Below are 21,281 nucleotides of genomic sequence, written 5' to 3' on the forward strand. Positions count from 1 at the left end.
AAACCATACAAGTCCCACAGTGTCTGCGCTCCTGGGGCTCGCATGGACGTGCACTCCGCGCGCGCGATGGCTTGGCGTTAGATGCTGCGTACGCAAATTTAGGAAATGAGTATGATATCAAAAGGTTCTGATTAATGAATGTAGACATAAAACCCAAAGTATTTATTTCCTACGCACATGCTGATGGCCAGTCGATGGTTCAAGACTTTTGGTCATCTCTCAGTCGTTTTTTGAAAACACCTGAACGTATATGGAATAAGTGGGATGACAAGGAAATTATGGTTGGGCAGGACTGGGATAATACGATTCATCAAGCATTAAATGCTGAATGCAATTGTTGTCTTTTGCTAATTTCTGAGCTATTTGGCAAGTCGTCGTACATTATTGATAAAGAATGGCCAAACACATTAAAGCGTTATGAAGACCAAGGGGTTACTTTCTTCCCCGTAGTTTTTGGTGTGCTTGAAGATGATCTAAAAAGCTTGCCTGATGGCATGGGGGATTTTCAAATATATTGGCCAACGGTGACGGATCTATACAACATGCCGCCTGCCAATGTTGCTAACCCAGATCAAACACGGCTTTGTTACAAAGACGTTTTATATGAGCCTGCTGCTAAGGATCGGTTTTTTAGTCAGCTCGCGGCACAGATGAACAAGAGTTTTGATGTTTATTTGAAAAATAGAATTGCAAAACTTTCTGGAAAAGAGGCTATACATAATTGTCTCAAACAATTTGTTACCCCTGTAAGTGATGAGGATGAACTAGCAAGAACTATGTTTGGTTCTTTTAGTTATGAAAAACGTTATCGTGACAGCAGCAGTAAGAAGCATTATTTTCACCGTGAAATAGATATAAAAATTGATGAGGCCTTACGGTGTCGAAAGTGGGTATTGCTGGAAGGTCATCCTCTTGCCGGAAAAACACGCGCATCCTTTGAGGCAATAAAGCGCCTGTTGCACGACGAGGGTGGTTTTTCCTTGTGGCCTTTTTCAATGCCTGAACAAAGTGATCAACCGCTTTATTTACCAACCTTTCCAAATACAAAGCATCGTATTGTCTGGATGGATGACTTCGACGCGCAGTTGCGTGATCTGATCAAACAGGGATACAGCTCTTCTGATATCAACAATTATTTAAAACGTATTGCGGATAATAATCTTGTTTTATTCGCCACAGCTCGTACCGGGCCAGATTATTATGACCTTCGCCATCGTTTTGAATTAGATGATCATCTCTGGGACAAGCTAGAGACCTTTTCAGTTTCTCGTTTGTCAGGAGCTGAAGAGAAAAAGTTTTTGGATTGGTATCAAGAAAATTTCAATGAATTGGTAACTGATAAGTTTGATCATAATCCTGGCTCTCTCTTTCTTGATCTGAAAGCCATGCGTGATCGTTGGGTAAATATGGATAATATTGCCAAAAAACACGGATTAAAGCTAAACACAGATCATGCCAAGGATTTGCTCAAATCCCTATACACTTTTTATATCATGGAGGCTTATAGCGCAGGTGGTGTATTTCCTGAGGAAGACATTCGATTTTACTTACAGAAAAAACATAAACACCATCAAGACTCATCTGCTTTCGGTAAGGCGCTTACTAACGCTCAATGGTCACAAGGCCCTTTTAGTGATGATAAGTGGGAAGAGCTAATCAGGCTATTGACACAAGATAGATATAACTTAGGTTTTTTGCGCCGAGAAAATGGTCACTTGATTACAGAGACAGCCTACTTGGACTATATCGTTGCTCCTGAAGGGGATAGAAACTTAGTGAGAACTATTGAAACGGTATTTTCGAAAGAAGAGCGAGAGCGTTTAGGGTTATTGGTAACTAGCTATAACTTTTCTGATGTGGCTCTAAAAATACTTCCTAGAAATGAAAAACAGGTTGAAAAGCTAGTCCGTAAGCTTAAACCCTTAGGCCTTGAGCGAAACATACAGGTTTGGAACCAAATAATTGGTCATTGCCCGAGCACTGAATTAGCACGCAAAGCTATAGCGCTACTTAGAAAAACAGGTATGAAACCTGATTATTTCAGTTATAAGACAATTCTTCAAAGAGCGAGGGGGACCGAGAATAAAAAAGCCATCATTCAGGAAATGCAAGCAGATGGAATATCTCCTCGATCAAATGAGGTCTTGAGTTTGCTTTCCGGCGCGCAAGATTATGAAACTGCAGCTGAATTGGTATCTCAGCTGAAGATATGGAACATCGCGCCAAATACCTATATTTATAATGTGTTGCTAAGTAGAGCGCCTGACTACGCAACGAGTCGTACTGTTATTGATGAAATGAAAACCGCCAAACTGCTATGCGATAATATTACCTTTGAGCGTTTACTTCAGAAAGTCCCAAATTACGCCACGGCGCGAATTGTCATAGATGAAATGAAGGCTGCAGGTGTCTCACCCAATCATGGGACTTATAATCCTCTACTTCATAAAGTCCCAGATTACGCCACGGCGCGAACGGTCATAGATGAAATGAAGGCTGCGGGAGTCTCACCCAATCATGGGACTTATGATCATTTACTTCATAAGGTCCCAGATTACGCCACAGCGCGAATTGTCATAGATGAAATGAAGGCTGCGCGTGTCTCACCCAATCATGGGACTTATGATCATTTACTTCAGAAAGTTCCAGACTACGCCACGGCGCGAATTGTCATGGATGAAATGAAGGCTGCGGGAGTCTCACCCAATCATGGGACTTATGATCATTTACTTCATAAGGTCCCAGATTACGCAACGGCGCGAACGGTCATAGATGAAATGAAGGCTGCGGGAGTCTCACCCAATCATGGGACTTATGATCATTTACTTCATAAAGTCCCAGATTACGCCACGGCGCGAACGGTCATAGATGAAATGAAGGCTGCGGGAGTCTCACCCAATCATGGGACTTATGATCATTTACTTCATAAAGTCCCAGATTACGCCATGGCGCGAATTTTCATAGATGAAATGAATGCTGCGGGAGTCTCACCCAATCATGGGACTTATGATCATTTACTTCATAAAGTTCCAGATTACGCCACGGCGCGAACGGTCATAGATGAAATGAAGGCTGCGGGAGTCTCACCGAATCACGGGACTTATGATCGTTTACTTCAGAAAGTCCCAGATTACGCTACGGCGCGAAATGTCATGGATGAAATGAAGACTGCGGGAGTCTCAGCCAATCATGGGACTTATGATCATTTTCTTCAGAAAGTTCCAGATTACGTCACGGCGCGAATTGTCATGGATGAAATGAAGGCTGCGGGTGTCTCACCCAATCATGGGACTTATGATCGTTTACTTTCTAAAGTCCCAGATTACGCCACGGCGCGAACAGTTATAGATGAAGTAAAGTCCCTGAATTTTAGTCCTGGAATGGCCTATTACAATAAGTTGTTAGATAAATCGCCTAACTATGAGACGAGCGAAGAAATAATCAAAGAAATATATTTATCCGGGCTTTCGCCAACCGAAAGAACTCATCAGATAATAAACGATAAAGCTAGCATCGACGAGAAATTTACTTGCCTTCTTGAGGGGATATAAGTTGTTTTCAATAGCTCCTCACATTCTAAGTGCATCTAAAAAATTTGTTGAGTCGGACATACCTCCCTTAGTGGATATTTGGTGATTTACCCATGAGATCTAAAGAAAAAGTTTTAACTGAGTACAGCCTTGATGGTGTCGGGTTAATCAAACCTGGGGACGAACTTGAGCATCCACTCTTTGGTGTTGGAAAGGTAGAAGATATTTTTGAATTAGGTGATGGAACTAATACTATTCGGATATTATTTGAAGCTCATGGTTCTAAAGCCCTAGTGCCCGAATACGCCAACCTTTCGAAATATGAAAGAAAATACGTTGAAATGGATGAAAGAACTTTTATGCAAAAAGTTACTAGTTTGTTTGGTAATAGAAACACCTAACAAGAGATTATGGTTCCCCGTCAAGCGTAAACGTCGACAGTTAGGATCTCATTGTTATATCTACGGTGGTGGGCTTAATGGCCATTAGTGACGCATTTATACTCCTGTGAAGCCTATTTCTAACTATGTGATTATCGGCTTTTTGTTTTTAGCGTTAGCGGGAACGCAAGCGAGTACAGCCCCAGAAGTCAAGGGTCTGCCGTATTGTGACGCTGAATACGTTGTGAGTAAAATTGGGAAGGTTAAAAAGATAAAGATTACTGGTTGTGGCCCAGGCAAACTTTTTCCCAAGTACAAAACCCGCACAAAACGATTTATAAAGAGGCTTTACTATGAAGCAAAAACAATTGATGGTCGTCCGGTAGAATCAACAGGAATGAACGTCAGAGTCGTTTTTGGAAGGAAGTACTAATATGTGCATTAAGGCAGTCATTTTTCCTGTAGAGCAGCGAGAAAGTATTCCAGATGATCCCATGGATTATGAATAACCGAATACGGTTCTTCCGGACGACCAGGACCCTTTGTGGCACATTTTAGTAGTCGACAGCCCTTGGAGTGAATACTTTGCATCACGTTATGTTGGACATTGATGGAACCTTAGTTGAATCTTTTAACTTTGATGAAGAGTGCTACCTTAACGCTGTTTTTGAGGTGCTCGGTCATCGTATAGATTCTGATTGGAGGCAGTATACGCACGTTACTGATTCCGGTATTTTGCATCAACACTTGAAAACGAGAGGGCTTCTTCATCTGCAAGAGCGTATTCATTTCAAGGTTAAAGAAACGTTCGTGGCTAATATAGGGCGTCATGTCGAGCAACATTCGATTAGCGAAATAAAAGGGGCAAGACTCTTTGTAGAACAGCTTAAAGCGAGATCTGATGTCAGTCTTTCGATTGCGACAGGAGGTTGGGAAGAAACAGCTCGAATAAAACTGGAGGCGGTAGGTTTAGATGTTACAGGGATCCCAATAGCTTCCTCCAATGATCATTTTTCAAGAACAGAGATAATGAGAATCGCGCTCGAGAAAGCACTCGTTAAACCACACCAAAAAGTAACGTATTTCGGTGATGGCGAATGGGATAAGAAAGCGTGCGAAAAGCTGGGTTTTAATTTTGTGCTGGTTGGCAATAATGCCATCCACGATAAAGCTATCTCAGACTTTGATGATCTCGAAGGCGCACTCAATTACATTGGTCTAGTGTGAAACGTATTGGTTTTTCTTATTGTCTTTAATTCAGTGTTTAATGATATTTGCATGAATAAAAGGGCGTGTAATCGTGGTTCTGTTTTCACGCTCCTTCTATTCGCGTGAGTTAGTCTGACTGTCATACATCGATTCTCTGTCGGCGGTATAACATCAGCGAATTACGTAACCCGAGAAACTTGAGTTTAAACTTAGATTAACTTCCGTTTTGAGTTATTCCTTTTTCCAATTTAGTCTGGTATCTATACTTGGATCACGACCATCATTTCGATTGCTCGATCTGTTGTAAAGGGATGAGAAAACCAATAGGAGGTGAATCCATGAAGTCGACCATCATCACAGCATTGCTTTTATGCATTTCGTTAGCGGTAGAATCGCATCAGCCAAATCAACGGTATTATGCCTTAGCTGATTTAGCAAAAGCGGAAGTTGATAGAAGTGCCAGCCAGGCAAGGGTATTTGCTAAAGAACTTCTCCACTTGTCAACGGTTGAACCCAAAGACTGGAATTATGGTAACGCGGTTCATTTTGGCAATATGGTGTTAGGCCAGGTCGCATTACGAGAAGGTGATATTGATAAAGCCGAAGAATACTTATTAAAGTCAGGTGCTACTGAGGGCTCGCCTCAATTGAACAGTTTTGGCCCAAACATGACCTTGGCGAAGGAGCTCTTAGAGGCAAATCGATCTGATGCCGTTCTTGAGTATTTTGATCTTTGCGCGACATTTTGGAAACTATCCAGAGGCCGTTTAGACGAATGGCGTCAACAGGTAAATTTGGGAGAGATTCCAGATTTTGGCGCAAATTTACGCTATTAAACGTACTCAATTCGGCACTTGGTTTAGGCGCGGAAAATATTGTGAAGATAGTCATCACTGGGGCATCAGGGAGAATAGGACGCGCGATTTACGCCGAATTGATGAAGAATTACAAGGTCGTCGGCGTTGATCTAATTCCATCTTCTACTGCTGATTACGTAGGCGATATTCGTGATCCTTTATTCGTTGGAAAAGCGCTCACAGGCGCGGATGTGGTGGTGCATGCGGCGGCCTTACACGCTCCTCATGTTGGTTTGTTCAGTGACGCAGAGTTTGAGAATATCAATGTAAGGGCTTCCGAAGAACTGGTGATCCAAGCAATTAAAGGCGGTGTTAAGCACGTCGTTTTTACCAGTACGACGGCTTTGTACGGTCACGCATCTACGCCTGCCGGTATGGCAGGTTGGATTGACGAAACGGTAGAACCACAGCCCAAAACGATTTATCACCGTACTAAAATTGACGCAGAAAAGTCATTTCGGCATCTATCGAATCGGTTTGATTTTCCGATCACGGTGTTGCAAGTTTCGCGTTGTTTTCCAGAACCCGCTGATCTAATGGCGGTGTATCGATATACCCGTGGCATTGACGCGAGAGACGTAGCAACTGCGCATAGGCGTGCCATAGAAAAACGCTTAGCCGGTTTCAATCGTTTTATTGTCTCTGGAAGCACACCATTTGATCCGTCTTGCTGTGAGCAGCTGTTTACGTCGGCGCCAACGCTATTTGCTGAGTTTTTACCTGACCTAGTGTGCGCTTTTGAAGAGCGCGGTTGGTCGCTGCCGAAGAGTTTAGATCGGGTTTATGACTCGTCATCGGCCCAGCAGGTGCTGAATTGGCGCCCGGTTTTTCACGCCGATAGCGTACTTGAGTCTTTAGATAACGGGCTGGCGGATGTATTGCCTGTGCAAGACAGCGGGTAAGCAAGCGTTGAGCCATAGTCGTTTCTGAGTGCGTGAGCGTAAACAGTCCCTCGGTTAATATTGAGGTCGTCGTGAGCAGATAGGTGCCGGTGACCATAAAAATGCATCATGACATTCTTGACGATGGTATAGTTGATCGAGATTCAGACTATATGCGCGTATTGGGTTGCAATGACAATGACTGCTGGGCTGTTTAAGAACCGTCTGTTAGATCTCAAATTGGATTGAGCAATGAACAGATTAGAACTACATTTTTATTGCTGTGTCGAACGTTAGCCTGAAGTGGCGACACGTCATTGGGTTGCTCTGTGCGGCTCTTATTATCACTCTACTGTGGGTCTCACCTTTTGCCGTATCGTTGAATGGTGCGGTTTTAGATTCTCAGTTTAAAGTACTTCGAAATTTATCGACGGAGTCATCCAATGGCAACCAAAATGATAATATTGTTGTTATTGGAATAGACGAGCGCACTTACGAGTTTTTTGATCGACCTTCTGGCTTGTGGCATCACTACATTGGTGAAGTGCTATCGGGGTTAGCTGAAGCGAAACCTAAATTGGTGGTGATGGATCTCATTTTCGAGAAACTCTATCGAACGCTGGTACCCAATCACTACAGTGAACTGCATCGCAGTCTGCTGCGCTTTCGAAAGAGCTCGATTCCTTTGGTAATGGCGGTTGCACTGAAGAACTCCGACGTCAAATTGGTCGGTGACGCCAGTCATAAAAAGGCAACTCTGGAAGAGGTTTTCCCTTACCCTGCAATGCGGGCAATTCTTAAGGATGACGCGTATTTTGGCCTAGCATTAATTGAAAAGGATCAAGACAATGTAATGCGCCGACAAAGTATGGTCTACGAGAATTGTCAGGATTGCTCTCCGAGTATGTTGGCCAGAGTTTATGAGCAACTTGGTGAAACGCACTCGCCGGGGTTAATAAATTTTTCGGTAGGCGCAGAGTTTGACTACATATCATTGCATCAAGTCGTGAAATGGGTAAGAGAGCAGAACGTAAGTCAGTTGAACTTAGCGTTTGCCGGTAAGTCTGTTTTTGTGGGCACAGTCACTCGTTTTGAAGACCGCCATATTGGTCCGGTGCGAATGACCGCGTGGGAGGGCGATAATCGCATGACACCGGGTGTATTGTTTATGGCCCAGGCAATGAGGTCTATCGACTCGGGGGGCTTGATCCAGCCAGCTCGATCTTGGCTTATCGCGCTATTTGTGATGCTCGCATTTTGTCTTTGGGCGCTCTCTCGGCGGATTGATGTGGGCTTAGTGTCATTAAGTGTATTTGTTATTTCGGTTTTACTGTTTTCAACCTGGTCGTTAACCGTTCAAGAAGAATTTCCGACGGGGACACTCTTAATGGCCGGGCTCGTCGTCTGCATTACACGTTTCTCATTCGAAGCCGCTAATTCATTTCTCGAACGGCGCCGATTGACGTCTTCTTTTGGTGGGTACGTTAGTCCTAACGTCATGAAGGAAATACTGGATGGCAAAATTCGCCCTGATATGAAAGGCGCGCGGCGAAATGTCTGCGTCATGTTTGCTGATATAAGAAATTTTACGACGCGAAGTGAATCTTCAACCCCTGAAGCCATTATCGATTTGTTGAATCTTTATTTTGAAGAGATGACGGCGGCGATCGATGAATACGGCGGTACCGTAGATAAATTCATTGGTGATGGATTGATGGTGTTTTTTGGCGCTCCAAATTCATCAGCGAACCCTTCTGAGGATGGCTTTAATGCGGCAAAAAAAATGCTTGAACGTCTTAAAGTTGTTAATCAAACCTTGGACGAGCAAGGTATAGAACCGATTGAAATTGGCATTGGCCTGCACACTGGTGAGGCCGTGATAGGGCACGTGGGTTCAGTTCGTCGCAACGAGTACACGGCAATTGGGGATACCGTTAATGTGGCTGCAAGACTGGAAGGGTTAACCAAAGCGCTTGAGAGCAGCATCGTGTTCAGTGAGACGGTGTTTGCTGATATTGACAATGACGAACAAACACAGAGTTTAGGGCAACATAAGCTTAAGGGGCACACGCCAATACCTGTGTATGGTTGGAATTCATCAGTTTCATATCAATAAGTAACATTGCGCGTAAAGGTCGTTGATTCGTACATTACAAACGTCAATTTTTAACCTACAATGTGATTCAGGGAAAGCGCTAGGGTATTCAAAATGGGCGCAAGAAAGATGGGCCAAAATGAAGGATGGAGAAATGATAATGGGAAATTGCTATATGAAAAGTTGTAGAGATTTATCGGTGAAGCGCTGGGTCAGTTCTTCTGTTGTGGCTGTTGGATTGGTGTGGTCGTGTGCCTCCGTAGCTCAAGTGGATAATGGGTCAGGAGCTCCGACGGCAGGATTGTTGGTTGGCGATATTGCCGTAGGCCAGTCCAGTCCGGAAGCGGCTGTGGGTGTGGCGATTGAGAATTTGTGTCCACAGCTCGCTGTGAGACAAAATCAGGAGCAAAACTCGGCGATTCAAACAGACCTTTTTCGACGTTGCGGTGATTTGATATTTGATACCCAACCTCAGACAGGAAGTTTGCGCCAAGTTGCTCCAGAAGAGATAGCCACGCAAGAAACGGGCATTGTGGAACTGTCGTCTAACCAGTTAAATAGTATTGGTTCGCGGTTAGCCGGACTACGAAGCAGTATTCAAACTTCAAGTCAGCAAGTCTCGTTGAACAGTAGCCAACCCGGGCTATTGGCATTCAATGTGAATGGTTATGGAACTGGAGCGGGCGATGATATTGCAAGTTCTGGACGCTTAGGTGTTTACATCAATGCGACAATTGGAACTGGCGATAAGGATCAAACCGCCAATGAATCAGGTTTTGATATTGATTCAACCTCGCTAACCCTAGGCATGGATTATCGATTGGATGGCGGTGCGTTTGTGGGCGCCGCGTTGGGGTTAAACTCATCTGATTCTGAAATGTCGAATAATGGAGGCGATGTCGAGTCCGATGGAGTCAGCTTAATGGTGTACGGAACAAAGAGCTTGAATGACCGACTTTATCTAGAAGGCACTTTGGGGACTGGTAAGTACGATTACGACACAAGTCGAAATCTGGATTACACGGCCAGAGGAACTGCGGTTTCTCAGACTGCATTAGCAAGCACTGACGCCGATATGACGTTTGCGAGTTTTGGGTTTGGTTTTACTCCAAACAGTCGGCAAGGCGAAGGAATCCAGTTTTCGTATACGGGTCGACTGAATTACCTTGATGCTGACGTGGACGGGTTTACTGAACGAATGTCGAATCAAGGAGCCAGTGGCTTCGGTATGAATTTGGAACTTGCGGCTCAAGAAATCGAGTCATTGACATCGGTATTTGGAGTTCAGGCATCGAAGGTATTTGGTACTTCATCTGGTGTGATCATCCCGTTTGTTGAGTTATCTTACATTCATGAGTTTGAAGATGACCCACGCACAATTCGTGCCCGCTTTGCTAACGACCCGTTTAGTGCAGGGTTTAACCAGACAAACGGTGCCTTTCCTTCAGGGGCGGATGCCAGTAACAATGGTCAGTCAGTGCCGACCATTATTTCGTTAGTGACTGACGCGCCAGATACGGATTATTTTAAGTTTGCATTGGGAACTTCTGGGGTGTTGCCTCGTGGTAAAAACTGGTTTGTTTCAGCTGATACGACGGTCGGGCTTAAAGGCACTGCTTACTATTCAGTTACGGCCGGATTTAGAGGCGAGTTTTGATGATTTACTATTTGGTTAAGAATGCTTGGCCAAATAGACTGCCAACAACACGTGTGATCGAAACCATTGTAGGTGTGTGATCGAACGTCTCGGTTGTTAGAAAGGTATTTATCGAACAAGTCTACTTGCACTACACTGTCGTCAGACCCAAACAAGTGAAGGACGTCGGTCTGCTCTGGCAGCGGTGGTAAGTTCGCTGGGTTTATGGAGTCCGTGAGCGGCAGGTGCGAAAGACTTGCCGTCCATACGTCTGTGTCGATATTAGCGGCGAGTGTGACAATGGTATCAACCTTAGGGGATTTGTTTTTGAGTGCGTTTGCAATCAATATGGCCATCGATCCGCCACCACTGTGTCCGAAGATAGCGAGGCTCGAAAAGCCAAGCTCGGACTGTAATTTTTCGATCGCTTGCACCATGGACTCTACGACCTTCGAAGAGTAGCGACCCATGGTCCAATCGTTGGGCACGCAGTGTTTATCTTTTTTATCTAGGTGATAACAGGGGCGGCCTAATAATATTGCTGGCGCGGTGTCCAAATGCATAAGTGGGAGCATAATGGAACGGCGTGGAGTGGGGTCGATGGCTATCCATTTTCCCTCTACCCAGGGTGTTCCATCGCCTTCCAAATAGATATGGAGTGGGCCACCGGGCGTTAGCGCTAAGTTACGTTTATTTTTTAGCGCGATGGCATTCAGATTTAGGTAGTAAGTGTGTGTAAATCTGTCCGTCTGGATTTGAGATTGTGCAAATGCGAAGTTTCGAGCTAGGTTGCTATACTGGCTTGATGGCGTGGTACAAGAACACAATAGGCTAATTGCAATGATTGAAATTATGCGAATAAAAGGTGTATTTATGTATAAGCGAACCTCGACATCATCGTTTAGAGATCGAAAGAAGTCCTGGGTATCATTGATCAGTGCGTTCATGACGACAAGTATAGTCGCTCTGTCGCCTCACGGTTCGATTGCTCAGGAAATATCCATTGAAAGCTTGATTGTTGTGGATTGCCTATTGCCTGGCCAGGTTCGACAACTTGGGCCTAAAAGTAAATTTATTACGCCACGCAGACCTATTAAAACATCGGCCAGGAGTTGCGCGATTCGTGGTGGTGAGTACGTGTCCTACGATCGAGCAGATTATCAAACGGCACTTAAGGTTTGGATGGCCGATGCGAAAACCGGCGATGCTAAAGCTCAAACCTATGTGGCCGAAATTTATGAACGTGGGTTGGGTACGGACCCTAATTACGCGGAGGCCGCCAAATGGTATCAAATGGCATCGGAGCAAAATTATAAGCCTGCGCAGTTAAGCTTAGGGCGGCTGTTTGAACAAGGTTTGGGTGTTGAAAAAAACCTGTTAAGCGCGCTAAATTTGTACAGAAGCGCTAATGGGTTGAAAAACGATAAGCTCAGTTTTGTATCGGATATGCAAAGTGCGGCAAAATCAGGGACCGCCGAAGAACTTAAGGCGTTAAAGAAGCAAGTGAAGGAGCTTGAACAAAGTAATGAGAGGCTAAGGCGTCAGTTTATTCAAAGCACAAAACAGGCGCAAGGATCTGCCGACCTAGTGCAGCAATTAGAGAATGACATAGCCATGAAGCAACGGCTTTTGCAGGATGCTCGCAGTCAAGAAGACTTGGCGCCGGTAGTGCAAAATTTACAGAGCCAAGTTGATACGCTCGAACAGCAGTTGATTAATCAGGAGAGTAGGGCTGAACTGGAAAAGAGATCTTTAAGACGAAGGATTTCAGCTGCTGAATCGGCAATAGAGAACGCCAAGATGAGCGATAACTCCGAGGAGTTGATTGCTCTCATGAAAGGTCAGTTGTCTGATCAGCAACGTCAGATCGCTGAGGCGCGAAGCGTTGCGAACGCCCATCTTGATCGTGCTAATTCATCCATCGCTGATTTGACTGAACAGTTGCGAGTCGCGAAGAAAAACTCCCAGTCAGCGTCTTTGGTAAATCAATTGAACTCAAAAATTGAAAACCAAAAGATCCTTTATGAGCAAGAGACTGACCGGTATGAAGCGACAATTTTAGCGTTTAAGCAAGAGCTTGCTACTCAAAAAGAAAAGTTTATCGCGGCTAAGAAGCAAGATGATTCTAAGAGCATTATTAAGCTGCTCGAAGAGCAAATTAAGCGGCAACAGAATGATTTAACGGTCGCGTCTTCAGATTATGCTGACCTTCAAGCGGACCTTGCTAAAGCCATTAGTGTGCGTAAGGCTCAAGCTGAGCAACTCAAAGACAGAGCGGGTGCTGAGAAGGTCATAGCGAGCTTGAGAAATGAGATTAAGAAACAAACTAAATTGCTCGAGTCAGAATCTAAGCGCAATAAAAAGTTGATCGCTAAAGTCAACAGTCAGGCTAAGCAATTAGCTAACAATGAAAGTAATAGGGACTTAGCCATCAATGAGGGGCCCACCATTGTATTGAAAGTGCCCCCGATAGTGGCGAGCCGTGGACTCAATGAGGTTGCAGTCCAACCCGGCCAGCAAGTGTATCTTGCCGGCGGTGTCGTGGTGCCCTCAGGGCTAAAGTCATTTACGTTGAACGGCGAGCCAGCTGAGCTGGACGTTAATAATCTGTTCATGATCCAAGTCGATATCCAAAATCAAGCCGTACCGATGGAGCTTAAGATCGTTGATTCACAGGGCAGAGAAAGCACAAAAAATTTGGTGCTGAAGCCAACCGTGTCCGATCAACAAGTATCAGCAAAGAGCAAACCTTCAAAAAAAATGAAGTGGGGGAAGTACCACGCTCTTGTGATTGGAAATAACGACTATGCCGATCCTAAATGGACAAACCTGAGTAATGCCGTTAATGATGCAAAAACAGTGGCGCGCGTTTTAGAGAAAAAGTACGGGTTTGAAACCACCCTTTTATTAAATGCTAAGCGTGTTGATATGTTACAAGCCATAGAATCTATGCGTAATAAACTCACCGAAGATGATAACTTGCTTATCTATTACGCAGGGCATGGACAGCGCGACGATGCTAATAACAGAGCCTATTGGATTCCAGTTGATTCGTCAGCCGAGAGCTCGACTAACTGGATACCAAGTTATCAGGTGACGGATCACGTGAATGCGATGAACGCACGGCACGTTTTATTGGTGGTGGATTCTTGCTATGCCGGTCTGATGACCAGAGCCAGTGGGGTAAACGCAATGTTAGTTGGTATGACAGCAGAGCAAAAAGAGCAAAAAATTAAAGATAGGTTAAAGCAAAGAACTCGAATGTTGATTACGGCTGGTGACAATACGGAGGTACTTGATGCGGGCAAACAAGGGGATCATTCTATCTTTGCAGAAGCGTTCATAGGGGCCTTAGAGAACAACAGTGGCGTCTTAGCTAGCGAAGGGGTGTTTAAAATTGTACAACCGTATGTATCCAAACACACCTATAGAATTAATAAGCAATCGGTTGTCTACGCTCCAATCCCGAGAGCCAGGCACGAAGGTGGTGAGTTTTACTTCAGCCCTGTGGGTGGCGGTTAATCGTTGGCTGCCTGGTTTTGAGCGGTTCGTTGTTGAAGTAACTTGCTGTTCGGCTTAAGAGTTACAAGTTCCCGCCAAATCTCTTGAGCATCTTGCTTCAATCCCAATTTTTCGAGCAAGCGAGCGTAGACCACCTGTTCAGAAAAGCTGGCTGTTTTGGCCGGACGAGAGCTTTCTACTTGTGATGCAATATAGTCTTCTGCAATATTAAAGTAGGCGTGAGCTCGATATTCACTTTGTTCTGATACTTTGGCGATGATTTCCCAAGTGTATTCCTCCCCTGAGGTCAGTTTGGAATCAGAGGGTAATTCAATCCATGTCTTGTTAACCGATTGATCAACTATTTTTTTACCTAGTTCATTCGATAAAATGAATTTGTATGTTTTGGCTCCATCGACCTCGGACCAGGTGAATCTAATTTGATCAGCAATTACAGACGTGTCGACCGGCGTGAGTAGTTGCAGTTTAGGCTTTTCAAAATTTCTTAGTTTTAGTACTCCCAACCCAATGTTGTCTTCATCTTCGCTGGCGATGTCTGCGAGTTTGGTTAGGTTGAGGTTGCGACGGTTTCCTTCTTCACCTGATAGTAACGTGGGTTGAGCATCATCGACTAATAGTTTGACTGGGCCTTTATAGGTGTATTCCTCGGAGGAAGCGAAATAAAATAGGGTCAAAGACGATCCTTCTTGCAGCCCCAGTTCAGAACCAGCTTCTACTTCCACTAAAATACCGGCAGGGGCGCTATTGCCCCCATTAAGGATGGTGCCTTGGCCTTCCAAATCAGCAATCATTGCCACACTTTCGGCGCCGTGTGCTGGGTATGAAAAAGCGCAAAATGTTATCAACAGAAACGTGGTTAGACCAATTGCCTTCATGTTTTGTACCTCGATGTCCAATTCCTGACAAAGCCAAATTTTGTTGTGAGGCAAATACTTTACCATTAGTGAAGAACAATTAGTTACTAATTCAAAATGCCCCTCAGCCCGCCGGCCAACGTTATCTCAATAAGTGACTTCGAGATGTGACTTATTGCGGTTACTTTTTGAAGTCACGGCTGCAGCTCAATTTGCTTACACTCAATGTTATTATTTGTCCGATGTTTTGAGATAACAAACGAGAAAATCCCCATGAAGCAATCTCTAGTACACATTGCCTTGGTCGTCGATGACTACGACCAAGCCATTAATTTTTACACCACGATCTTAGGTTTCGAATTGCTGGAAGATACCTACATTCCTGAGCAAGATAAACGCTGGGTATTGGTGCGCCCGCGAAGTGATTTGGGTTCAGGGTGTGCTATTTTGCTTGCTAAGGCGTCCAATGAAGAACAAAGCGAGTTCGTGGGAAATCAAGCGGGCGGTAGGGTCTTCATGTTTCTTAATACGGACGACTTTCATCGAGATTACGAAAATTATCTGGCTCGAGGTGTTAAGTTTATTCGACAGCCAACGCAGTACGATTATGGTCTTGTTGCGGTATTTGAAGACTTGTATGGCAATAAGTGGGACCTTATCGAACATGCTAAAGGTCACCCGTTTTCTGGAACGTAAAACGATCAGGATTGACGAGTTGATTGAAAATATTCATCAAACGCCAAATTAATTTTTGATTGTGTCGAAAACGAGGAGTCTTAAACGACATGATAATGAATAGCCGAAAATCTGATGTGGACTACGGCGTATTCATTAATATTTATTACAGAGGAGTGTTTATGCAATTTTTAGCAATGATTTACAGTACTGAAGATCAAGATGACGTGGATTTCGATACCCTTATCGGACAATATGCGGCCTTGGAGGCTGAGATGGAAGCTGCCGGAGTGACGTTTTCTGGTAATGCCTTGCAGCCGGTTTCAACGGCCACCAGCGTGCGGAGTCGTAACGGGCGTGTTGAACTTACGGATGGTCCGTATGCTGAAACTAAGGAGCAGCTTGGCGGCTACTATCTATTTGAGTGTGAATCCCTTGATGAAGCCATTCGTTGGGCGAGTAAAATTCCTTCTGCTCGGTACGGTTCTATCGAAATTCGACCCGTGATGGAATTTGAAAGCTGAGTTTACTCAGCGGGAGTTAGCTTTAACGTATCGGGCTAACTCCGGCCGCATTATAGCGGCCCTTGTAGCGAGTTGTTCAGACCTGCAATTGGCCGAAGACGCACTTCACGATGCCTGCCTGCAAGCTGGTAAGGCGTGGATGGACAACGGGCTGCCCAATGATCCCGCTGCTTGGTTATATGTGGCTTCAAAGCGACGTTTAATTGACGTTCTTAGGGCTAAGTCTAGAAAAGAAAGGAAGAGCGCTGGTGACACGCTTTTTGAAATGGAAATGCAAGTATCTGTGTCTGACGAAGAAGAGTTAGATATTCCTGATGAACGCCTGTCTCTTATATTTACCTGTTGCCATCCAGCGCTTAGTAGAAATGCGCAGGTGGCGCTTACATTAAAAACATTATGTGGGTTGACCGTCCGTGAAATAGCGCGCGCGTTTCTTGTTTCAGACACGACAATGGGGCAACGATTAGTCAGAGCGAAACACAAATTGCGAGTCAATGCCATTCGATATCTTGTACCGAAAAAGGAGGAGTTGGGGGCTCGTTTAGAGGCCGTGCTTTCAGTCATTTACCTTATCTATAACGAGTCTTATTCATGTTATGAAGGGCAATCCTTAACACGTGATGATCTTGCAAATGAAGCGATTCGGCTAGCCAGCATTGTTTGTCGATTGTTGCCGAGTGGCGAATCAAAAGGGTTGTTAGCGTTGATCACCTTGCATCAAAGTCGCCGAGCAGCTCGGTGTGATGATGCGATGGGTTTCATTGCGCTCGAGGACCAAGATCGAACTCAATGGGATCATCAGTTGATTGTAAAAGGAAGAAAACTGTTGCTCGAGGCCTTAGCCGAAGATCAGCTAGGGAAATACCAACTACAAGCTGCTATCAGCGCGGTTCATTCAGAGGCTCAGACATGGGCGGAAACGGATTGGGCCCAGATTATCGGCTTGTATCGGCAGCTGTTGCTGTTTGATCCTAGTCCTGTTATTCGGCTGAATATGTTGACCGCGGTCGCATTTTCGGGAGGGCTGGCGCTGGCTAAGCAAGGGATACTAGCGCTTAAGAACGATCTAGACAACTATTTGCCATTCCATGTGGCTTTGGCTGATATTGAATACAGACTGGGAAACAAAGCTTCATCTATATCGTACTACGAGCATTCCATTGCAATGTGCAGGAACTCGGTAGAACAAGCTCACCTTAAACGTAAAATGCAGCGTGTTTATGTCACGCCCGCTGTAAGTAGATAAATTGTGTGAGAAAATCAGACCACCAAACTATTTGAATAACAGTTTCTCACGAAAAAATATCGCTATCTAAAAGTAATTGTATGTATCTTTATGTTTTATAAGGAAGTAATTAGAATTTAGCTTGGCCAAGATAAATATGGTAAACGTTTGCCATATCATGTAGTATTTCATCTTAAGAGCTTTTACAGTAATTGTTTGCCCTTGACGTTATTAGCATTGGTGTCTTTGGTAAACGATTTCCTAAGTGTTGGGCAGATGCTAATGCTTCTTGTGAGTTAAAAGTTTAAAACAAAGACATCGTAAGGTGCTGCGTGGAAGTAGGTGTTCACCAGTATCTGTCGATAACGTATTCTGGCAATGTGTGTCCGAAGCGAAGTCTTGGGTAGCTGTAACGACCATTCAGTTAGAAGGTCGTGCAGGTCAATCACGGTATAGGTGGAGTAAATAATGACACTTTCAATGCTCGATATTTCAATCATATTGTCATATCTGTTGAGCACAATTTTTATTGGCTTAATTTTAAAGAAACGTGCTGAACGGTCCAAAAAGGACTATATGCTGGGTGGTAATTCGCTGCCTTGGTATATGTTAGGGCTTTCGAACGCGTCCGGTATGTTTGATATATCTGGAACCATGTGGCTTGTTACATTGCTGTTTGTTTACGGACTAAAGAGCGCTTGGGTGCCGTGGTTGTGGCCAGTTTTCAACCAAATTTTTCTGATGGTGTTTTTGTCAATGTGGCTTCGTCGATCGAACGTCAGCACCGGCGCAGAATGGATTAATACGCGCTTTGGCAATGAGAGAGGAGCGGATTTGTCGCACTCTGTCATCGTTATTTTCGCTATTCTCTTAGGATTGGGGTATTTGGCGTACGGCTTTATCGGCGTTGGAAAATTTGTGGAAATATTCCTTCCTTGGGAAGTAATAAGCCCTTACGTGTTCTTTGATCTGCCACCAGAATACGTTCCTCATTTTTACGGAGTCATATTAAGTTGCTTTGCCATCTTCTATTCGCTATTGGGTGGAATGATGAGCATCGTCTGGGCTGATGTGATTCAGTTTATTCTGATGGCGGCTTCGTCAATTATTGTTGGTGTTATCGCCATGAATGCTCTTGATGTAAGCCCTGGATTATTGGTCCCTGATGGCTGGCTCACCCCCTTTTTCGGGTCGGGCGTGGCGATTGATTGGTCTAATGTGATGCCTCAAGTGAACGAACGAATAGCGAGCGATAACTTCGGCATTTTTCAAGTGTTTTTCATGATGATGGTGTTTAAGGGGTTATTGGTTAGTATGGCTGGCCCGGCACCGACCTATGACATGCAAAAAATCCTATCCGCTAGGTCGCCAAGAGAAGCTGCATTAATGAGCGGATCAGTCAGTTTGATCTTGATGCCGTTGCGGTATTTCATGATCGCAGGATTTGGTGTTCTGGCCGTATTGAATTTCGATAAGTTGGATTTGATCGTCGCGGGCAAAATTGATTTTGAGCAAATCCTTCCATCGGCTATCAATGAGTTTGTGCCTAATGGCGTTCTGGGCTTACTCTTGGCTGGATTGTTAGCGGCATTTGTCTCCACCTTCGCAGGAACGCTTAATGCCACTCAGGCTTATTTGGTAAACGATGTTTATCTTAAGCACGTTAACCCCGATGCCTCGGCTCGTTCTATCTCTAGAATGAACTGGGTGGCAGGAATCGTCATGGTAAGCGTGAGTATTGTCATGGGTTTCTTTGCTGGAGATGTAAACAATGTGGTGCAATGGATTGTGTCGGGTTTGTATGGAAGCTACGTCGCTGCCAATGTCCTGAAATGGTATTGGTGGAGATTTAACGGGGCAGGATTTTTCTGGGGTATGGTTGGTGGTCTAATTCCAGCTCTGACGTTTCGTTATATTTTTGACGGAGTATTCGATTTGTATACGTTCCCGTTAATGTTGGCGATATCGTTGATCGGCTGCGTCGCTGGCACGTTATTAACGAAACCAGTGGACGAAGAAGTGCTTAAACAGTTTTATCGACAAGTTAAGCCATGGGGTTTTTGGGGGCCAATAAAGAACAAGGTCTTGGCGGACGATCCAAGCTTTGTCGCGAACGCCAATTTCAAGCGGGACATGTTTAACGTTGTTGTTGGGGTTGTTTGGCAAACATCATTAGTCATTTTGCCGATATACATTGTACTTCAACAGCCAACGGCAATTGCAATAACGGCTTCTATTGCTGCGGTTACTAGTGTGGTACTTAAACTTACTTGGTTTGATCGTTTGCCTAAGAAGGGTGAAGAATGACGTCACTTGCTAATCGTTTTCCCCCCGAATTTCTATGGGGTACAGCCACATCGGCATATCAGATTGAGGGGGCGGCTTCAGTAGATGGTCGCGGCCCTTCTATATGGGATACATTCTGTCGAACCGAAGGCAATGTGTTGAACGGCGACACGGGTGATATTGCTTGCGACCACTATCATCGTTTTGAAGAAGACGTGCAGTTGATGGTGGCGATGGGCGTTAAGGCCTATCGATTTTCAATTTCTTGGTCTAGGGTATTGCCCGATGGGACGCTAGACTCGCTCAATCAGGCTGGCATTGATTTTTACAATCGATTGATAGATTGTTGTTTGAAGCACGATATAACGCCTTGGGTAACGATTTATCATTGGGATTTACCTGATGCGCTTGAAGTGAAGTACGGTGGGTGGCTTAGTAACGAGGTTGTGCCCTTATTTGCAGACTACGCGGCGCTTTGTTTTGACAGTTTTGGTGATCGAGTCAAAAATTGGATTACCCTGAATGAGCCTTGGGTCGCCGCAGTTCTTGGGTATGGTCAAGGCGTTTTCGCTCCAGGTCATTGTTCAAATGTAGAGCCTTATGTGGCTGCGCACAATCTTTTACTGGCACATGCGCACGCGGTAGAGCGTTACAGAGTTGATTACCAGCCAAGCCAGCATGGAATCATTGGCATTACCAATAACTGCGATTGGCGAGAACCGTTGACAGACTCCGAAGAAGACAGGCAGGCCGCCGAAGTGGCGCTGGAGTTCTTTTTGGGCTGGTTCGCTGACCCAATATATTTGGGTGATTATCCTCAATGTATGCGCGCCAATGTTGGTAAACGATTGCCTAAATTTAGTGAAGAAGAACAAGCTTTGCTGAAAGGTTCTTCCGACTTTTTTGGCTTGAATCACTATACGACCATGTATGCCGCCAAGCAGCATGCTGATGACCCAGGGCAGAGTGTTTATGGTAATGGTGGGCTCAGCGAAGATCAGGGAGTGAGCTTGTCTGTGGACGAGAGTTGGCCGAAAACCAGCATGCAGTGGGCGGTCGTACCTTGGGGGTGTCGCAAGTTGCTTGAGTGGATTTCCAAACGTTATGATAATCCTCCTCTTTACATCACAGAAAATGGCTGCGCTTATGATGATGAGTTGGAAAGTGGTCAAGTTATTGACGAAGAACGAACCGAGTTTTATGCGCAGTACATTAATGAATGCGCCAATGCCTTAGAAAATGGGGTGAATCTCCAAGGGTATTTTGCCTGGTCCTTGCTCGATAATTTTGAGTGGGCGATGGGATATTCAAAACGGTTTGGCTTGCATTACGTTGATTTTGAAACAGGTGAGCGCACCCCGAAGGAAAGTGCGAAATGGTTTGCTCGACTACTGTCGCAGGAATCATCCAAGAAGGTGGTTGGCTCAGCGGCTTGATGCTAAGCGAGGGCGGTTGAGTTGCCAATTGATTGATGGAAGTTGCTATGTGTTAGCTAGAGTACTTAGGTATTCGTTGGCTTATCGTGAATTAAAAATATTGGTTTTGACGATTAAATAGCGCTTCTATCGGCAATAATGAGTTGGAAAACGTTTACCAAGCTGAATAAA

At 44.7% G+C, this 21,281-nt stretch carries 16 protein-coding genes; 14 read left to right on the top strand and 2 right to left on the bottom strand.

Going from position 1 to position 21,281, the window contains the following annotated elements:
* Positions 1–134 precede the first annotated feature (134 nt).
* The 8 genes from ABWW54_RS12925 to ABWW54_RS12960 all read left to right on the top strand — a co-directional run bounded on the left by ABWW54_RS12925 (position 135) and on the right by ABWW54_RS12960 (position 10,609).
* Positions 135–3,551 (top strand): TIR domain-containing protein, encoded by a 3,417-nt coding sequence (locus tag ABWW54_RS12925; RefSeq protein ID WP_353412736.1) that lies wholly within the window; start codon positions 135–137, stop codon positions 3,549–3,551.
* A gap of 92 nt (positions 3,552–3,643) precedes the next feature.
* On the top strand, positions 3,644–3,931 hold the full coding sequence (locus ABWW54_RS12930) for a hypothetical protein (protein ID WP_353412737.1): 288 nt from the start codon (positions 3,644–3,646) through the stop codon (positions 3,929–3,931).
* Between the two features lie 106 nt (positions 3,932–4,037).
* Positions 4,038–4,343 (top strand): hypothetical protein, encoded by a 306-nt coding sequence (locus ABWW54_RS12935; RefSeq protein WP_353412738.1) that lies wholly within the window; start codon positions 4,038–4,040, stop codon positions 4,341–4,343.
* Positions 4,344–4,486: 143 nt separating this feature from the next.
* Positions 4,487–5,137, top strand: coding sequence for an HAD family hydrolase (locus tag ABWW54_RS12940; protein ID WP_353412739.1), 651 nt, complete (start codon positions 4,487–4,489; stop codon positions 5,135–5,137).
* A gap of 320 nt (positions 5,138–5,457) precedes the next feature.
* The gene (locus ABWW54_RS12945) at positions 5,458–5,955 is read left to right on the top strand and encodes a hypothetical protein (protein WP_353412740.1); all 498 of its coding nucleotides are present in this window, start codon (positions 5,458–5,460) and stop codon (positions 5,953–5,955) included.
* A gap of 41 nt (positions 5,956–5,996) precedes the next feature.
* Positions 5,997–6,878 carry an NAD-dependent epimerase/dehydratase family protein gene (locus tag ABWW54_RS12950; RefSeq protein ID WP_353412742.1) on the top strand — a complete coding sequence of 294 codons (882 nt, stop codon included), beginning with the start codon at positions 5,997–5,999 and terminating at the stop codon, positions 6,876–6,878.
* 262 nt (positions 6,879–7,140) lie between these two features.
* Positions 7,141–8,973 carry an adenylate/guanylate cyclase domain-containing protein gene (locus tag ABWW54_RS12955; protein ID WP_353412743.1) on the top strand — a complete coding sequence of 611 codons (1,833 nt, stop codon included), beginning with the start codon at positions 7,141–7,143 and terminating at the stop codon, positions 8,971–8,973.
* A gap of 154 nt (positions 8,974–9,127) precedes the next feature.
* A complete protein-coding gene (locus tag ABWW54_RS12960; protein WP_353412744.1) occupies positions 9,128–10,609 on the top strand; it encodes an autotransporter outer membrane beta-barrel domain-containing protein in 1,482 nt (493 codons plus the stop codon).
* Here the strand turns inward: ABWW54_RS12960 and ABWW54_RS12965 are convergent.
* Positions 10,573–11,535 (bottom strand): alpha/beta hydrolase family protein, encoded by a 963-nt coding sequence (locus tag ABWW54_RS12965; protein ID WP_353412745.1) that lies wholly within the window; start codon positions 11,533–11,535, stop codon positions 10,573–10,575. The two genes, ABWW54_RS12960 and ABWW54_RS12965, sit on opposite strands and share 37 nt — an antisense overlap.
* Between ABWW54_RS12965 and ABWW54_RS12970 the strand changes: the two genes are divergently transcribed.
* Positions 11,534–14,110, top strand: coding sequence for a caspase family protein (locus ABWW54_RS12970; protein ID WP_353412747.1), 2,577 nt, complete (start codon positions 11,534–11,536; stop codon positions 14,108–14,110). The genes ABWW54_RS12965 and ABWW54_RS12970 overlap by 2 nt on opposite strands.
* On the opposite strand, the gene ABWW54_RS12975 is transcribed toward ABWW54_RS12970, so the two are convergent.
* Positions 14,107–14,985 carry a hypothetical protein gene (locus tag ABWW54_RS12975; protein WP_353412748.1) on the bottom strand — a complete coding sequence of 293 codons (879 nt, stop codon included), beginning with the start codon at positions 14,983–14,985 and terminating at the stop codon, positions 14,107–14,109. The two genes, ABWW54_RS12970 and ABWW54_RS12975, sit on opposite strands and share 4 nt — an antisense overlap.
* 252 nt (positions 14,986–15,237) lie before the next feature.
* Here ABWW54_RS12975 and ABWW54_RS12980 point away from each other — a divergent pair, with 252 nt between their 5' ends.
* The 5 genes from ABWW54_RS12980 to ABWW54_RS13000 all read left to right on the top strand — a co-directional run bounded on the left by ABWW54_RS12980 (position 15,238) and on the right by ABWW54_RS13000 (position 21,110).
* Complete coding sequence (locus ABWW54_RS12980) at positions 15,238–15,660, top strand: VOC family protein (RefSeq protein ID WP_353412749.1); 423 nt, start codon at positions 15,238–15,240, stop codon at positions 15,658–15,660.
* A 95-nt stretch (positions 15,661–15,755) separates the two neighbouring features.
* Positions 15,756–16,163 carry a YciI family protein gene (locus ABWW54_RS12985; protein WP_353412751.1) on the top strand — a complete coding sequence of 136 codons (408 nt, stop codon included), beginning with the start codon at positions 15,756–15,758 and terminating at the stop codon, positions 16,161–16,163.
* Positions 16,153–17,409: an RNA polymerase sigma factor gene (locus ABWW54_RS12990; RefSeq protein WP_353412752.1), complete on the top strand. Its 1,257-nt coding sequence runs from the start codon at positions 16,153–16,155 to the stop codon at positions 17,407–17,409. Before ABWW54_RS12985 ends, ABWW54_RS12990 begins: the two co-directional genes overlap by 11 nt.
* A 447-nt stretch (positions 17,410–17,856) precedes the next feature.
* A complete protein-coding gene (locus tag ABWW54_RS12995; protein ID WP_353412753.1) occupies positions 17,857–19,695 on the top strand; it encodes a sodium:solute symporter family protein in 1,839 nt (612 codons plus the stop codon).
* A complete protein-coding gene (locus ABWW54_RS13000; protein WP_353412754.1) occupies positions 19,692–21,110 on the top strand; it encodes a GH1 family beta-glucosidase in 1,419 nt (472 codons plus the stop codon). Before ABWW54_RS12995 ends, ABWW54_RS13000 begins: the two co-directional genes overlap by 4 nt.
* Positions 21,111–21,281: the final 171 nt, after the last annotated feature.

The sequence above is a fragment of the Arenicella sp. 4NH20-0111 genome (genome assembly GCF_040366405.1).
Taxonomy (GTDB): Bacteria; Pseudomonadota; Gammaproteobacteria; order Arenicellales; family Arenicellaceae; genus Arenicella.

Excerpts from the sequence above, each read along its gene's own strand:
- ABWW54_RS12925 (WP_353412736.1), top strand. The coding sequence starts at position 135 with ATGAATGTAGACATAAAACCCAAAGTATTTATTTCCTACGCACATGCT.
- ABWW54_RS12930 (WP_353412737.1), top strand. The coding sequence starts at position 3,644 with ATGAGATCTAAAGAAAAAGTTTTAACTGAGTACAGCCTTGATGGTGTC.
- ABWW54_RS12945 (WP_353412740.1), top strand. The coding sequence starts at position 5,458 with ATGAAGTCGACCATCATCACAGCATTGCTTTTATGCATTTCGTTAGCG.
- ABWW54_RS12960 (WP_353412744.1), top strand. The coding sequence starts at position 9,128 with ATGAAAAGTTGTAGAGATTTATCGGTGAAGCGCTGGGTCAGTTCTTCT.
- ABWW54_RS12970 (WP_353412747.1), top strand. The coding sequence starts at position 11,534 with ATGACGACAAGTATAGTCGCTCTGTCGCCTCACGGTTCGATTGCTCAG.
- ABWW54_RS12965 (WP_353412745.1), bottom strand. The coding sequence starts at position 11,535 with ATGAACGCACTGATCAATGATACCCAGGACTTCTTTCGATCTCTAAAC.
- ABWW54_RS12975 (WP_353412748.1), bottom strand. The coding sequence starts at position 14,985 with ATGAAGGCAATTGGTCTAACCACGTTTCTGTTGATAACATTTTGCGCT.
- ABWW54_RS12980 (WP_353412749.1), top strand. The coding sequence starts at position 15,238 with ATGAAGCAATCTCTAGTACACATTGCCTTGGTCGTCGATGACTACGAC.
- ABWW54_RS12985 (WP_353412751.1), top strand. The coding sequence starts at position 15,756 with ATGAATAGCCGAAAATCTGATGTGGACTACGGCGTATTCATTAATATT.
- ABWW54_RS12995 (WP_353412753.1), top strand. The coding sequence starts at position 17,857 with ATGACACTTTCAATGCTCGATATTTCAATCATATTGTCATATCTGTTG.
- ABWW54_RS13000 (WP_353412754.1), top strand. The coding sequence starts at position 19,692 with ATGACGTCACTTGCTAATCGTTTTCCCCCCGAATTTCTATGGGGTACA.